This is a genomic window from Dactylosporangium sp. CA-092794 (genome assembly GCF_050948465.1).
Classification (GTDB): Bacteria; Actinomycetota; Actinomycetes; order Mycobacteriales; family Micromonosporaceae; genus Dactylosporangium.
Genome location: NZ_CP192044.1, coordinates 12,283,126 through 12,298,551 on the forward strand (window position 1 = coordinate 12,283,126; position 15,426 = coordinate 12,298,551).

General features: G+C 71.0%; 8 protein-coding genes. All 8 read left to right on the forward strand.

Annotated features, from left to right (window positions below):
* Positions 1 to 5 precede the first annotated feature (5 nt).
* On the forward strand, positions 6 to 7,091 hold the full coding sequence (locus ACQPXD_RS53305; RefSeq protein WP_432832392.1) for an amino acid adenylation domain-containing protein: 7,086 nt from the start codon (positions 6 to 8) through the stop codon (positions 7,089 to 7,091).
* A gap of 40 nt (positions 7,092 to 7,131) precedes the next feature.
* Entirely contained in the window at positions 7,132 to 7,848 is a 717-nt protein-coding gene (locus tag ACQPXD_RS53310) for an NUDIX domain-containing protein (protein WP_432832394.1), read from the forward strand.
* Between the two features lie 104 nt (positions 7,849 to 7,952).
* Complete coding sequence (locus ACQPXD_RS53315) at positions 7,953 to 8,693, forward strand: hypothetical protein (RefSeq protein WP_432832396.1); 741 nt, start codon at positions 7,953 to 7,955, stop codon at positions 8,691 to 8,693.
* A complete protein-coding gene (locus ACQPXD_RS53320) occupies positions 8,690 to 10,081 on the forward strand; it encodes a DUF4407 domain-containing protein (protein ID WP_432832397.1) in 1,392 nt (463 codons plus the stop codon). Before ACQPXD_RS53315 ends, ACQPXD_RS53320 begins: the two co-directional genes overlap by 4 nt.
* Positions 10,078 to 10,803 carry a vWA domain-containing protein gene (locus tag ACQPXD_RS53325; RefSeq protein ID WP_432832399.1) on the forward strand — a complete coding sequence of 242 codons (726 nt, stop codon included), beginning with the start codon at positions 10,078 to 10,080 and terminating at the stop codon, positions 10,801 to 10,803. Before ACQPXD_RS53320 ends, ACQPXD_RS53325 begins: the two co-directional genes overlap by 4 nt.
* A complete protein-coding gene (locus ACQPXD_RS53330) occupies positions 10,791 to 11,897 on the forward strand; it encodes a protein phosphatase 2C domain-containing protein (RefSeq protein WP_432832401.1) in 1,107 nt (368 codons plus the stop codon). The genes ACQPXD_RS53325 and ACQPXD_RS53330 overlap by 13 nt, the downstream gene beginning before the upstream one ends.
* Positions 11,890 to 13,101, forward strand: coding sequence for a hypothetical protein (locus ACQPXD_RS53335; RefSeq protein ID WP_432832403.1), 1,212 nt, complete (start codon positions 11,890 to 11,892; stop codon positions 13,099 to 13,101). Before ACQPXD_RS53330 ends, ACQPXD_RS53335 begins: the two co-directional genes overlap by 8 nt.
* Before the next feature lies 1 nt (position 13,102).
* A complete protein-coding gene (locus ACQPXD_RS53340; RefSeq protein WP_432832405.1) occupies positions 13,103 to 15,385 on the forward strand; it encodes an ATP-binding cassette domain-containing protein in 2,283 nt (760 codons plus the stop codon).
* Positions 15,386 to 15,426 lie beyond the last annotated feature (41 nt).

A 15,426-nucleotide genomic window follows, 5' to 3' on the forward strand; every position in this document is an offset into this window, starting at 1 on the left:
TTGGCGTGTCCGAAATCCGAGGCGATCACTGGGATCTGCTGCCCGGGCAGACCGAGATTTGGTACTCCCAGCAGTTTGATCCAGGCAACCCCATCTTCAATATCGTGGAGTATCTGGACATCCGGGGCCCGCTGGATGTCGGCCTCTTCGAGCGTTCACTGCGCCACACCCTCGACGAGATCGAGTTCTTCCACCTGCGTTTCGTCGACGACGGTGAGAAGCTGCGGCAGTACGTGAGCGACCCCGGCGGATGGGAAATGCGGTTCATCGACTTCAGGCAGCATGACGATGCGGAGTCGGCCGCCATGCAGTGGATCCGGTCGGACACCCGAAGCCCGTTCACCATGGTTGACGCTCCGCTTTTCGTGCAAGCGCTCTTGAAGGTCGGAGAAGACCGGCACTTCTGGTACGAGCGCGCTCACCATGTGATTGTCGACGGATTCAGCGGCGCACTCGTCGTCGATCGGCTTGCCGAGATATACCGATCCCTCGCCACCGGTGGAACGTACGCGCCGGGACCCGCCCGTTCCATCGCGAAGCTGATTGCCGATGACTCCGCCTACCGCGGTTCGGACGACTTCTCCAGGGATCGGCAGTACTGGGCCACGGTGCTCGCCGACCGCCCGGAGACGGCGAGTCTGAGCGCGGCGCCGTTCGCGGCCGGCCTGCCGTTCACGTTCCTTCGCCATCCTGAAGAACTGGCTCCCGAGGCCGCCGCCGGACTTCGGCATGCGGCCCGGAACATGCGGACGAGCCTGGGCGGTCTGGCGATCGCGGCCGCCGTGGTCACCCTCCACAAAGCGACGGGCGCGCACGATGTCATGGTCGGTCTTTCCGTCTCGGCCCGAGTCGGGAAGGATCAGCGCGGCATTCCCGGCATGATGGCCAACATCCTGCCCATTCGTGTCGCGCTGCGTCCGGGCATGTCGTTGGGCGAACTCGTCCGGATCACCGCGCAGGCGGTCAAGGAAGGTTTGCGCCATCAGCGCTACCGCTATGCGGACATGCTCCGCGATGTTCGGACGGCGGGCCGGGATCCCCTGGTCGGACTGGTGGTCAACGTGATGTCCTTCGGAGCGGACCTGGCCCTGCCGGGTTTGACCACCACGGCCCACACGATGGCCAACGGACCGATCGGAGACGTGCTGCTGTCGGTCTATGACCGGCCCATGGACGACGACCTCAAGATAGTTTTCAGCGCGAACGCCGACCGGTACGACGAGGGAAGCAACCGGAAGAACGCTGTCCTTTTCCGTCGCATTCTGGAGCAGTTCGCGACCCTCGCTCCGGAATCGCCGCTGTCTCGCTTCGAGATGTTGTCCGGGGAGGAGCACCGCCGGATTCTCGTGGAGTGGAACGACACGGCGCGGGATGTTCCGGTGATGACCGTACCGGAGTTGTTCGAGCGTCAGGTGGCGGCGAGTCCGGATGCGACCGCCGTGGTCTTCGAGGACCAGGTACTGACGTATGCACAGTTGAACGCCCGCGCCAACCGGCTGGCGCGGCTACTCGTGAGCCGGGGTGTGGGACCGGAATGCGCGGTGGCCTTGGCACTGCCCCGGTCGGCGGATTTCGTGATCGCCCTACTGGCAGTGCTCAAGGCCGGCGGCGCCTACGTCCCCATCGATCTAGGATACCCAGCCGCCCGGATCACCTACATGCTGCGAGACGCGGCACCGGTCTGCATAGTGACCACGACACAGCACCGCGGCATCGTCGAAGATCAGGCCCCGATCGTGGTCCTCGACGACGTACCAACCACCGAAGACGACCACGACATCACCAACGCGCAGCGTCTGACACCACTACGGACGGAACATCCGGCATACGTGATCTACACCTCCGGCTCCACCGGCCGGCCCAAGGGCGTGGTCGTTCCGCACCGGGGCATCGTGAACCGGCTGCTGTGGATGCGAGACGAGTACCGGCTGAGCCCGGACGACCGGGTGCTGCACAAGACGCCGTCCAGCTTCGACGTCTCGGTGTGGGAGCTGCTCCTCCCGCTGCTGTCGGGCGCGGTGATGGTGGTGGCCCGGCCGGACGGGCACCGGGACCCGGCCTATCTGGCCGGCCTGATCCAGGCCCAGCGGGTCACCACCGTGCACTTCGTTCCGCCGATGCTGCCGGCGTTCCTCAACGAGCCCGCGGCCGCCGGCGATACCAGCCTGCGCCGGGTGATCTGCAGCGGTGAAGCGCTACCCGGCGAGCTGGCGGCCCGCTTCCGGCAGGTCCTGAGTGCGCGGCTCGACAACCTCTACGGCCCCACCGAGGCTTCGGTGGACGTCACGTTCACCGCCGACGCGCCCGATGCACGGTCGGCCGCCGGCGTGGTGCCGATCGGCCGGCCGGTGTGGAACACCCAGGTGTACGTGCTGGACGCGAGCCTGAGCCCGGTGCCGGTGGGGGTCGTGGGCGAGCTGTACCTGGCCGGAGAGCAGCTGGGCCGGGGGTACCTCGGGCGGCCGGGACTGACCGCCGAGCGTTTCGTCGCGTGTCCGTTCGGTGCGCCGGGCGCGCGGATGTACCGCACCGGTGATGTGGCGCGGTGGCGGGCGGACGGGCAACTGGAGTTCGCCGGCCGGGTCGATGACCAGGTCAAGATTCGCGGCTTCCGGGTTGAGCTCGGCGAAGTGGAGGACGCGCTGGGCCGGCAGCCTCGCGTGGGCCAGTGTGCGGTTGTCGCGCGTGCCGACGGACCGGGTGGGTTGGTGGGGTACGTCGTGCCCGTCCCCGGAGAGTCCGTGGATGTCGCGGGTATCCGGGCCGGGTTGGCCGGTGTACTGCCGGAGTACATGGTGCCCTCGGCCGTTGTCGTCCTGGATGCGTTGCCGTTGACGCCGAACGGGAAGGTCGATCGGCGGGCTTTGCCGGCTCCCGACTTCGCCACGGTGTCGCGCGGTCGTGGGCCTGCTACGCCCCGGGAAGAGGCATTGTGTGCGTTGTTCGCGGAGGTGCTGGGGCTGGAAACGGTCGGCGTGGACGACAGTTTCTTCGACCTCGGCGGGCATTCGCTGCTGGGAACCCGGCTGATCTCTCGTATACGCACCGTGCTGAACACCGAGATCAGCATCCGGACGCTGTTCGAGACGCCAACCGTCGCATCGCTGGCCGGGCGCCTGGACGCCGCAGGGACGCGGCGGCGGGCGATGCCGGCGGCCGGGGCGCGGCCGGAGGTCGTACCCCTCTCATTCGCCCAGCAGCGGTTGTGGTTCCTGACCCAGCTCGAAGGGCCGAACGCCACTTATCACATGCCTTTGGTACTGCGGCTCTCCGGCGAACTGGACACGGCCGCGCTCGGGACAGCGCTGGAGGATCTGGTACTCCGGCACGAGGCGTTGCGGACCGTGTTCCCGGCCGTAGACGGCCGGCCGCGCCAGGAGATTCTGGGTGAAGAGCAGGCTCGGGTACCGCTGGCAGTGACGCCGGTGTCCGAGACCGAGCTCGAGGATGCGCTGCGAACGGTCGTCTTGACTCCGTTCGACCTGACCCGCGATCTGCCGCTGCGCGCTCACCTGTTCCGCGTGAACGACCACGAGCACGTGCTCCTGGTGGTCATCCACCACATCGCCGGTGACGGCTGGTCGGTCGCGCCGCTGGCGCGGGACCTGTCGGTGGCGTACGAGGCCCGGTGGGCGGGCGGGCGGCCCGGCTGGGAACCGCTGCCGGTGCAGTACGCGGACTACACCCTGTGGCAGCGCGAACTCCTGGGCAGCGGGGACGACCCCGGCAGCCTCCTGAGCGAACAACTCGGCTTCTGGCGGCAGGCGCTCCAGGGCGCACCGCGGGAGCTGGCGCTGCCGTACGACCGGCCGCGCCCCGCGGTCCCCACGCACCGGGGCGGCACCGTCGAGGTGCGCGTTCCCGCGCGGATACACCACGCCCTGGCCGCCCTGGCCGCGGCGAACGGCGCCAGCCTGTTCATGGCGTTGCAGGCGGCGGTGGCGGCCCTGCTGTCCCGGCTGGGCGCCGGCAGTGACGTGCCGATCGGATCGCCGGTGGCCGGGCGCACCGACGAGGCACTCGACGAGCTTGCCGGCTTCTTCGTCAACACGCTCGTCCTGCGGACCGACCTGTCGGGCGACCCCACCTTCACCGAACTGCTCCGGCGGGTCCGGGAGACCGACCTGGCCGCGTTCGCCCACCAGGACGTGCCGTTCGAGCGGCTGGTCGAAGACCTGAACCCGGACCGTTCCATGGCTCACCACCCGCTTTTCCAGACCATGCTGACCCTGCAGAACAACGCCCGGGCGGAGTACCGCTTCCACGGGCTGGAGACCGAGCGGCTGGCGATCCAGGGATCGCTGGCGAAGTTCGACCTCGACCTCCAGTTCACCGAGCAGGCCGGCACCGGCGGAGGGCTGGCCGGTGACATCACCTACGCGGCCGACCTGTTCGACCGGCGCACCGTGGAGGAGATCGGGCAGCGTCTCCTGCGGCTGCTGGAACAGGTGACGGCCGACCCTGATGGCCCGCTGTCCGGCTTTGAGATCCTGTCGGCGGAGGAGCGCCACCGGATTCTGGTGGGGTGGAACGATACGGCGCGGGATGTTCCGGTGGTGACGGTGCCGGAGTTGTTCGAGCGTCAGGTGGCGGCGAGTCCGGATGCGGTCGCGGTGGTCTTCGAGGATCAGGTGCTGACGTATGGGCAGTTGAACGCGCGGGCGAACCGGTTGGCGCGGCTGCTGGTGGGGCGGGGTGTGGGACCGGAGTGTGTGGTGGCGTTGGCGCTGCCGCGGTCGGCGGATTTTGTGGTTGCTGTGCTGGGGGTGTTGAAGGCCGGTGGTGCCTATGTTCCGATCGATCTGGGGTATCCGGCTTCCCGGATCGACTACATGTTGCGGGACGCGGCGCCGGTCTGCGTGGTGACCACGGCGCGGCATCGTGGTGTGGTGGAGGATCGGGTTCCGGTTGTGGTTCTCGACGATGTACCAACGGCCGGGGATGACCGTGACATCACCGATGCGCAGCGTCTGGCGCCGCTGCGGGTGGAGCATCCGGCATATGTGATCTACACCTCCGGCTCCACCGGCCGGCCCAAGGGCGTGGTCGGGGATCACCGGGGAATGGTGAACCGGCTGTTGTGGTTCGGCCGGGTCTTCCCGTACCCGCCGGGTGAGCGGGTGCTCGCGAAGAGCTCCCTGAGTTTCGCGGACGGCTCCTCGGAGCTGATGGGCGCGCTGGTGCACGGGGCCGTGGTGGTGATGGCCGACGCCGAACAGGCCCGGGACGCCCGGGAGATGGCGCGCCTGGGGCTGCGCCACCGGATCGGGCGGATCACCGTGACCCCGGCGCTGCTGGCCAGCCTGCTCGAACTGGAGGACGACGAACTGCTGTCCTCCGCTCGGCTGTGGGTGAGCAGCGGCGACGTACTGCCGTCGGCGACGGTGCGCCGATTCGGTCGGGTGCTGCCCGGCGCGCAGCTGGTCAACACGTCCGGCGCCACCGAGGTCAGCTTCGACAGCGTCTTCGGGCTGCGATCGGGCGGCGACGCGCCGATTGGGCGGCCGATCGACAACACCCGTGCGTATGTGCTGGATGCTCATTTGCGTCCGGTACCGGTCGGCGTCGCCGGCGAGTTCTACCTCGCCGGCACCGGTGTGACACGCGGCTATCTCGGGCGCCCCGGTCTCACCGCGGAGCGGTTCGTGGCGTGCCCGTTCGGTGAGCCGGGAGCGCAGATGTACCGCACCGGTGATGTGGTGCGGTGGCGGGCGGACGGGCAACTGGAGTTCATCGGCCGGGCCGATGACCAGGTGAAGGTTCGCGGTTTCCGGGTGGAGCTCGGTGAGGTCGAGAACGCTTTGGGCCGTCAGCCTTCCGTGGGGCGGTGTGCGGTTGTGCCGCGTGACGATGGACCGGGTGGGTTGGTGGGGTACGTCGTGCCGGCTTCCGGCCAGTTGGTGGATGTCGCCGCGGTTCGGGCCGGGCTGGCCGATGTGCTGCCGGAGTACATGGTGCCCTCCGCTGTTGTCGTCCTGGATGCGTTGCCGTTGACGCCGAACGGGAAGATCGATCGGCGGGCTTTGCCGGCTCCCGACTTCGGTGCGGTGTCGCGAGGGCCTTCCACCCCTCGGGAGGAAGCGCTCTGTGCGCTGTTCGCGGAGGTGCTGGGGCTGGAAAGAGTCGGCATCGACGACAGCTTCTTCGAGCTGGGCGGGCATTCGCTGCTGGCGACCCGGCTGATCTCACGCATCCGCACCGTACTGAACACCGAGATCAGCATCCGGACGCTGTTCGAGACGCCGACCGTCGCGGCGCTGGCCCGGCAGCTCGACTCGCCGATCACCGCGGGGTCCTTCGATGTACTGCTGCCGATCCGGAAGAAGGGTGACCGGGAGCCGCTCTTCTGTATCCATCCCGGCGGCGGGATCGGCTGGTCCTACGCGCCGCTCGCGCAGTTCTTCCCCGAAGGGCATCCGATCTACGCGCTCCAGGCACGAGGTCTGGACGGGAAAGCAGACCTTCCCGGCAGTGTGCGGGAGATGGCGGACGATTACATCGAGCAGATTCGCGCGGTTCAACCGAGCGGGCCTTACCAACTACTGGGATGGTCGTTCGGTGGTGCGGTGGCTCACCAGATCGCGGTACTGCTGCAAGAGGCGGGGGAACCCGTGGCGATGCTCGCCCTGCTGGACTCGTATCCGGCGCACGGACAGGAAAGCTCCTCCACAGAGATCCTTGACCACATCGCCGGGGCTCTCGGGGTCGCGCCAGGCCCCGGGCCGGATGGCGAGCTCGTGTCGAGTGAACTGCTGCGTGCGGTCCATCGCCAGCTAGGGGTTTCCGCGGGCATCACACCCGAGACGGCCGGGAACATCCTTGCGGTGTTCCAGAGCCACGTCCGCATCCTCGCGGAGCACCGGCCCGGGCGCTTCGCGGGCGACATCCAGTTCTTCACGGCCCTGAACGGGCGGAACGAGGAGTCGCCCGCGGCGGCCGAATGGTCCCCTTACGTCACCGGCGAGATCTGGGAGTCGCAGATCCTGTGCACGCACCTGGAGATGGGGAAGCCGGAGTTCCTGGCCGAGATCAGTGACAAGATCTCTCGTCGGCTCCAGAGGGAGGACGTCCCGCCGGGCGGCCGGGCGTGATTATTTATGTCAGCTTGACAGTATGGGGTACGTTGGGCACATGCCCGTTGCGAAATCCCCCGGTGACCGAGCGCACGCGCAGCTGCGATTGACCGTCGACCTCGTGATCCTGACCGTTCGCGACGGCGCGCTGCGTGTGCTGCTGGTCGAGCGCGGCAACGAGCCGTTCCGCGGACATCTCGCGCTGCCGGGCGGCTTCCTGCGGCCGGACGAGGACGTCCGGGACGCGGCCACCCGCGAGCTGTTCGAGGAGACCGGCCTCGACGGCGACAAGCTCCCGCTGCGCCAGCTGCAGGTGTTCGGGCAGCCGGATCGCGACCCCCGAGGCCGGATCGTCACCGTGCCCTACCTCGCCATCGCGCCCGACCTGCCGCTGCCGATCGCCGGCTCGGACGCGGCCAGCGCGACGTGGGTTCCGGTCGCCTCGGTGCGCGAGTCGCCCGGCCGGCTGGCCTTCGACCACAACGAGATCCTGGAGCTCGCCGTCGAGGAGGCCCGCACCGAGCTGGAGCGCACGACGATAGCCACGAAATTCTGCGGCGAGACCTTCACCATCGGCGAGCTGCGCGCCATCTACGAGCTGATCTGGGAGCAGCCGCTGGACCCGCGCAACTTCAACCGGAAGGTGACCAAAACGGAGGGGTTTCTGGAGCCGGTCGGCACCCGGGCGAGCGGCGAGCCCGGCCGCCCCGCCATGCTGTATCGCGCCGGCCCCGCCCGGCGCCTGTACCCGCCGATGACGCGGGGCGACTCCTAGCAATACAAGCGGCCCGACGGTAGGTCGGCGGCACATTCGCGGTAGCGCCGGACGTGAGACTGCGGTCGCAGTCTTCTCCCCCGACCGACCGAGGTATCTGCCGTATGGCGCAGCACGCCGACGAGACCAGCACAACCCGGAGGACATACCCGGTCGTTGACTCGGCCGAACTGCAGCCCGCGCCCCTGCGCCGCTTCCGGCGGCAGCGGCGCGAACTGCATGAGATTCCGCGGCAGCCGCCGGGCTGTCTGCTCGTGTTCCAGGTGGCGGACGCATATGACGTGCCGACCGGCGGCCCGCTGCGCCTCGACGACGACCTGATCGTCGAGGCCGTCTCGGTCGCGGTCGTGTCGATGGTGCTCGAGGTCCGCGACATCGAGGTCCAGGTGCCGACCACCAACCCGGACATCGCCGTGACCGTCCGGGCCCGCTACCACTGCCTGGTCACGGATCCGCTGCTCGTGCTCGAGTCCGGTTGCTGGGACGCCGATCCCTGGCTGCGCCGGCACCTGCACTGCGGCAACCGCGTCGGGGCCATCGCGCTGGGCACCGATGTCCTCGCCAACTGGACCTACGTGCACAACAACATCCACGCCAACGTCAAGGCGTTCCACGACGTCGTGCAGTACATCGTCCCCGGCATGACGACCCAGCTCGTCGACCTCGCCGTGGTGCGCACGGCGGTGACGACCGTGCCGCGGCCCCGCCCGCCGGCCGAGGAGCAGGCGGATCCGTGGGCGGGCCACCAGCCGTTCGGGGACACCCCGCCGGACCAGGCCCCCTACGACGACGGTCACCCCTCCTTCGTGCCCGGCCACTACTCCTGGGAAGACGACACGCCATGACCGATCAGCCGACCGGGTCGCCGGCCCGCGTTGCTCCGGGGAACGGTCCCGGCCGCTTCCTGCGCTCCCTCACCGGCGTGGACGAGAGCATCCTCGCGACGGTGCCGAGCGAGCGGTCGAAGTACACCGCGCTCGGCGGCGTCGTGCTGGGCACCGCGATCACCGCCATGTTCTCCATGTCGGTGGCGCTGTACTTCGTCTTCGGCCGGTTCCAGCCGCCGATCTTCGCGTTCGTGCCGGCCTGGGGCTTCTTCATCCTGTTCCTCGACCGCTGGCTGATGTCGAGCGCGAGCGCGCCGCGGGCGCTGCAGCGGTTCCTGCGGCTGCTGCCCCGCTTCTGCCTCGCCGTGATGTTCGGCTTCGTGATCGCGGAACCGCTGCTGCTCGGGCTGTTCCACACGGCGATCGAGCAGCGCATCGTCAACGACCGGGACCACGACGTGGAAAGCCGCCGCGCCGCGCTCGTGCGGTGCAACCCGGTGCCCGGCAGCGCGGAGGCGGCCACCGGGGTGGCCACGTCGCCGGAGTGCAAGGACCTGCGGCTCGGCGTGACCACCGCGGCGGAAGCCCGCCAGCGCGAGCTCGACGACGCCAAGACCAACGCGGAGAACCTCAAGAAGACCATCGACGCCGATGACGCGGCCTACGCGGACCTGGAGCGCAAGGCGCGCGAGGAGTGCAACGGCACGGCCGGGCCGGAGTACTCGGGCCGGTTCGGCGAGGGGCCCAACTGCCGGCGGCTGCGCGCCGAGGCCGACAAGTACCACTCGGACCACAACATCGACGCCAACCACGACGAGTACGCCAGGCAGAACGAACGGATCAACCAGCTCACCGCGGAAGTGGCCGACCTGCGGGCCAACGCGGCCCGCGACATCGGCAAGGCGATCGACGACGCGGTCACGGACTACCGCAACGACCAGCGCAAGGAGATCGGCCTGCTCGAGCGGCTGCGCACGCTGGCCAAGCTCAGCGACGAGGACGCCGAGGTCCGGCTGGCCGGCATCGGCCTGCGCACGTTCTTCGTGTCGGTCGACTGCCTGCCCGTCCTGCTGAAGTTCCTGAGCGGTCACAACAGCTACGACATGATCCTGGCGGACCGGCTCAAGCGCCAGGAGCGCGCCGAGAAGGTCGTCAGCGAGAGCCACCGCCGCGACATCGTGCGCCGGGAGGCGCTCGCGCGCTACCAGCTCGACCTCGAGCACAACGCCGCCCGCAGCAAGGCCGAGTTCGACGCCCGCGTCCGGCACGTGGACGTCGAGGTGCTGCGCGAGGACCTGATCGAGACGAGGGCCGCCGGCTTGCTCGGCGACACCCCGACGGTCGCCATCCACGGCCTGCCGCCGCGCTCGACGCTCCACGACGACGAGGCCGGGCGGGCGTCGTGAGCGTCGAGATGACCCACCGCAAGCAGTACCCCATCTACATCCTGCTGGACGTGTCCGCGTCGATGCGGCGCCCGGCCGGCGGTACCACACCTCAGGCCGCCTTCACCAGGCTCATCCCCGAGCTGATCATGACCCTGGCCGACGCACCGGCCCTGGCCTCGACGGCGTGGCTGAGCGTGATCGCGTTCAGCGACGGGCCGGAGCTGCTCAGCCCGATGACCGCGCTGGCGCACCCGGCCCACGTCCGGGAGCCGGCCCCCGGCCGCGAGACCGACTACGCGGCCGCGCTGGGCTTCCTCAGCCAGCAGGTCGGGCGCGACGCGACGGCGATCAACGAACACGGCGCCACCGGGCTCTACCGCACGGTGGTCGCGCATCCGCTGGTGTTCGTCATCACCGACGGCGCCCCGTACAGCAACGGGCAGTACCAGCCGCCGCGGATGTGGCTGCGGTACCGGGATCGACTGGTCGGCGCGCCGACCAACGCACGGATAGCGGCCATCGGGCTCGCCGGCGCCCACCCGCGGGTGCTGCGGGCGCTGGCCACCGGCAACGATCGCGGCGAGCGCAACGCCTTCATCGCCGATCCGGGCGCCGACCCGGCGGCGCTGGCCGCCAGCGTCATCAACGTCATCGAGCGCAGCATCAAGGTCAGCGTCCGGATCGGCGACCTGATCATCGATGCGCCCCGGGGAATGCGGCGGATCTCATGCCCAGCCTGACATCGTTCGTCGTCGTCACGTCCATCGTCGCCGTGATGCTGGCCGTGCTGCTGTGGCGGTTCGACGCGGTCGCGGGCCTGCGGACCCGGTTCGGCCGGGTCGCCACCGCCCGGCCCGGATCCGGCGGCGGGGGCCGGCGGCCGGACGGGGCGGAGGACACCGCACCGGGCGAGCCGGCGGTCTACTCCCCGGTCGCGCGCCCCGCGGCCGCCATCGCGGACGCCCCCGCGCGGAAGCTTCCCCCGGAGGAGCCGCCGTTCGTCATCGGCGAGCACGCCGGCGCGGAGCGGGAGTCGCGGCTGCCGCCGCTGGTGGTCGCGGCGGCCGGCTGGCACGACGCGATGTTCAAGGGCTGGTGCGCGAGCGCCGCCGGCGCGGCGCCCACCACCCGCCTGGCGGTGCGGGCCGCGGCGATGCGCGGCTCGAGCCACGCCCAGCTGGTCGCCGAGCGCCAGGATGCGCTCGGCGCGGCCTGGGACGACCGGCGCGGGGCGCTCTACGTGGCCGTCGCCGACGGGCTCGGGTCCCTGCCCGGCTCCGGCCGCGTGGCGACCGCCGCCGTGCAGGCCGCCCTGCACCTCTGCCTGAGCCGCCCCGCCGACGCCGGGTTCGCGGCCGCCGGCGAGCGGCTGTTCGAGGCGATCGCGGCCGGGCTGCGCCGCTCGTTCACCGCGGACCAGGGCGCCGCGACGCTCGTCGTCGCCGAGGTCCGGCCGCACGCGTACGGCGCCGAGGTCACGGTCCACGGGGTCGGCGACTCCGAGGCGTGGCTGCTGTACGAGCAGAACTGGACCTCGCTGCACCACGAGCGGGAGGAGCGCGGCAACGCGACCCGGGACCTGCCCTCCCACACCACGCCGCGCACGGTCGGCTACGACGTGCCGCCGGGGGCGGTCCTGGTCCTCGGCAGCGACGGCTTCGCGGGCGCGCTCGACACCGGCTCGTCGCCGCTGGCCCGCGGCCTGGCCCGGCAGTGGCAGCGGACGCCGCGCTGGATCGACTTCCTCAACCACGTGGAGTTCCTCGACGACTACTGGTCCGACGATCGGGGCGTGGTCGCCGTCTGGATCGGGGAACGTGCGCCGGATGCCTGACGAGACGCCCGAGGAGCGGCCACGAGCGGACGCGGACGCGGCGTCCTGGAGCATCGACAGCGAGGAACTGCGGCCCGCCGAGGACGCGCTGCTGCACATCGACGAGGGCGGCAACGCGCGGATGTACCTGTGCGAGTACCAGGGGCGGCGGTATCTGTTCAAGCACTACCGCGAACGGTTTCTCGCCGAGGTGGACGAGGCCGCGCTCGGGCAGCTCGTCGCGTGGCGGCACCGGCTGCCGGCCGAGATCCGGCGGCGGCTGGACCGCTCGGCGGCGTGGCCGGCCTACCGGGTGCGCGGCGCCGGCCGGCTGCGGGGCGTGCTGATCCCGCTGGCCTCGGCGCCGTTCCTGCGCGAGGACGGCGGCCACCGGACGCCGCGCTCGATCTACGACATGATGGGCACGTACCGCCGCCGCGCCGTGGCGCCGCATGTGCAGCGCAGCGTCTTCGGCCATGCCATCGAGACGATGCTCTGGCTGCACGAACTGGGCGTGATCGTCAACGACGTCCAGCCGGAGAACATGCTGTGGGCGGATCCGGCCCACGAGGTGTACCTCGTCGACTGCGACTCGATGCTGTCCGGCGCCTGGGGCCCGGTCGCGCCGCTCGCCGCCCCGGACCTCATGACCAGCGCGGTCGGCGAGTCCGCCGCCTCGGCGGAGGTCGATCTCGCGAAGCTCGCCAGCCTCATTCTCCGCGTGGCGATCGGCGACATGAGCGTGACCAGGTTCGGCACGGCCGAGCGGGAGCGGGCCGCCGAGGTGCTCCCGCCGGAGGCGGTGACGTTCCTCGAGGACGCGTGGCACCGCCGGCGCTCGGACGTCGCCGGGTGGCGGGCCCTCGCGGCGGCCTGGATCACCGCGCCCGCCCCGCCGCCCGCCGAGGAGGCGCCCCCGGCCACCGAGCAGGCCACGCCGCCGCCTCAGGCCACCCCGTCGCCTCAGGCACCGCCGCCGCCTCAGGCACCGCCGCCGCCTCAGGCACCGCCGGCCGCCCGGATTCGATGGTCGCACTGGCTGGAAGCGGCCCGCTCCTATCGGCCGGCGCCGGCACCGCCGGTGCTGCCGCCGGACATCGCGTTCGATCGGCTACGCCGCCGGCTGCGCTGGACGGGCCCCGTCCTCATCCTCGGCGTGGTCGCACTCGGCCTGCTCGGCCTCGCGCTCCTGCTGCTCTCGCCCGACGCGCTGAAGGGGATCTGACATGGGCAGTCTTCGCCTGGTGCTGGACGACCGCGAGGTCGAGCTCGCCGATCACGAGGTGCACTACCTGACGGCGGACGGCAACCGGCTGCACACCACCACGGCCGAGCCGGACGGCGGACGGCTGGGCTACCTGACCACCATCCTCGGCCGCTGGTTCCTGCACATCGACAACGTTCCCGGCGCACGGGGGCTCGTCGTCGACGGCCTGCCCGTGACGAACGGCAGAGTGGAGCTGCCCGCGGATCGCGCCGTGGTCCTCTACGACAGCAAGGTGCCGCGCTCGCCACGGGCGCCGCGAGCCCCGGAGGGCCAGGCCGAACCGGCCCAGCCCGGCGGGCCTCGCGCCGCCGCCGAACGCTCGCGGCGGCCGGGGCAGGACACGCAGTACACCATCGGCCGGCTCGGGACGAACGCCGACATCGAGGTCGACGACCCGCTGGTCCGGGCGCGGCACGCCACGGTGCGCATCGACGCCAAGGGCCGGTGGTGGATCGCCGGGCCGGTCTACGTCGACGGCGTCCGCCAGATGTCGGCGACGCTGCAGGTCGGCGACACGTTCGTGGTCGGACAGACCGTGTTGACGGTGTCGCCCGACCTGCTGCCCAGCCGCGACCGCGCCCCGGAGCCGCTGACCTCCCCGCGCCGGATCGACACGGTCCGGCGGCGGCCGAGCTCGGAGACCGGCCTCGCGGTGGAGCTGCAGGGCGTGACCGTCTACGGCGACCCCGGGAAGACCCGGCTCGACGACGTGACGCTGTCGATCCGGCCGGGCGAGCTCGTCGCCGTGGTCGGCCCCTCGGGCTCCGGCAAGTCCTCGCTCATCAAGGTGCTCCTCGGGGAGCTGCCGGAGGACGCGGGCACGGTACACATCGGCGTGTCGAGCGGCCGGCGCACCGACCCCGCGCTGCGGCGCCGGCAGGTGAAGTACGTGCCGCAGAGCGATGATCTGTACGCCGGGCTGACCGTCCGCGAGACCCTGACGTTCGCGGCCCGGCTGCGGTCGGCGCCCGACACGCCGGCCAGAGACATCATCAGACGCGTCGACGAGGTCATGAAACGCCTGACGCTGGACATGCCGGACCGCATGGTGAAGGCGCTCTCGGGCGGGCAGAAGCGCCGCGTGTCGATCGGCCTGGAGCTCGTCGGCGACCCGAAGCTGCTGCTGCTCGACGAGCCGACCAGCGGCCTCGACCCGGGCAAGGACCGCGGGGTGATGTCGGACCTGCGGATGGTCGCCAAGGAGTACCCGTGCACGGTCGTCATCGTCACCCACGCGACCGAGCACCTCGGCTACGTCGACCGGGTGATCGTGGTGGCCAAGGGCGGCCGGGTCCGCTACGTCGGCCCGCCGGATCGCGTCCTCGCCGACCTCGGCTTCGACAGCTGGGCCGACCTCATGGTCGACCTCGACCAGGACCCGCCGCCCAAGCCACAACGCCCGGTCGCCCGGCGCGCGCGGCGCGACGTGGCGCCGTCGTCGCTGTCCATGCAGGGCTTCCGGACCGCGCTGCTCCGCCAGGCCCGGGTGACCCTCCGCCGCGGTCCGGGCTCGCTCGCGGCGCTGTTCGCCGTGCCCCTGGTCTGCACCATCGTCGCGATCGTCGCCTCCGGTGACGGCCTGCGCCCGGCCCCGGGCATGACGTCGGTGCTGGCCATCCTCGTGACCGTGGCGGCGCTCGCCGGCGCCTCGCTCACCTACACCGACCTCGTCGCCGACTCCGCCGTCCTGCGCCGGGACTGGCGCGTCGGCGTCGAGACGCTGCCGATCGTCGCCGCGAAGACGGTGGTGTTCGGCGCGCTGGCGGCCCTGCTCGCGCTGGTGGTGACCGGAACGTTCGCCATCGTGCGGCCGCTGCCGCCGGCGTCGGGCTACGGGCCGCCGCCGCTGCTCATGCTGTACGGCGCCGTGCTCGGCATCATGCTGGCCTCGATGGGCATCGGGCTGCTCATTTCGGCGTACTGCGACTCGCTGGAGCGGGCAGTCACGCTGAGCACCCTGCTGGCGGTGCTGCAGGTCGCGCTGAGCGGCGCCTTGTTCGAGCTGCCCTGGGGCGTGCGGTACCTGACCGCGCTCCTGCCGGCCCGCCTCGGGCTGGGCACCGTCGCGTCCTACTCCGACCTCAACAGCTACCGGCGCCCCGCGATGTACACCGACTGGCTCTGGAACGGCGACGCCCGTCACTACTGGTTCTGCACCGCCGGCCTGGCGGTGGTGTTCGCCGCGGCGGTGGCCGGCGCGGTCGTGCTCATCGCCCGCCGCTGGCGCAACGAGCGCAACTGAGCGGCCCCGGCGAGGCGTGGGCCGGGCGGCGACCCGGCCCA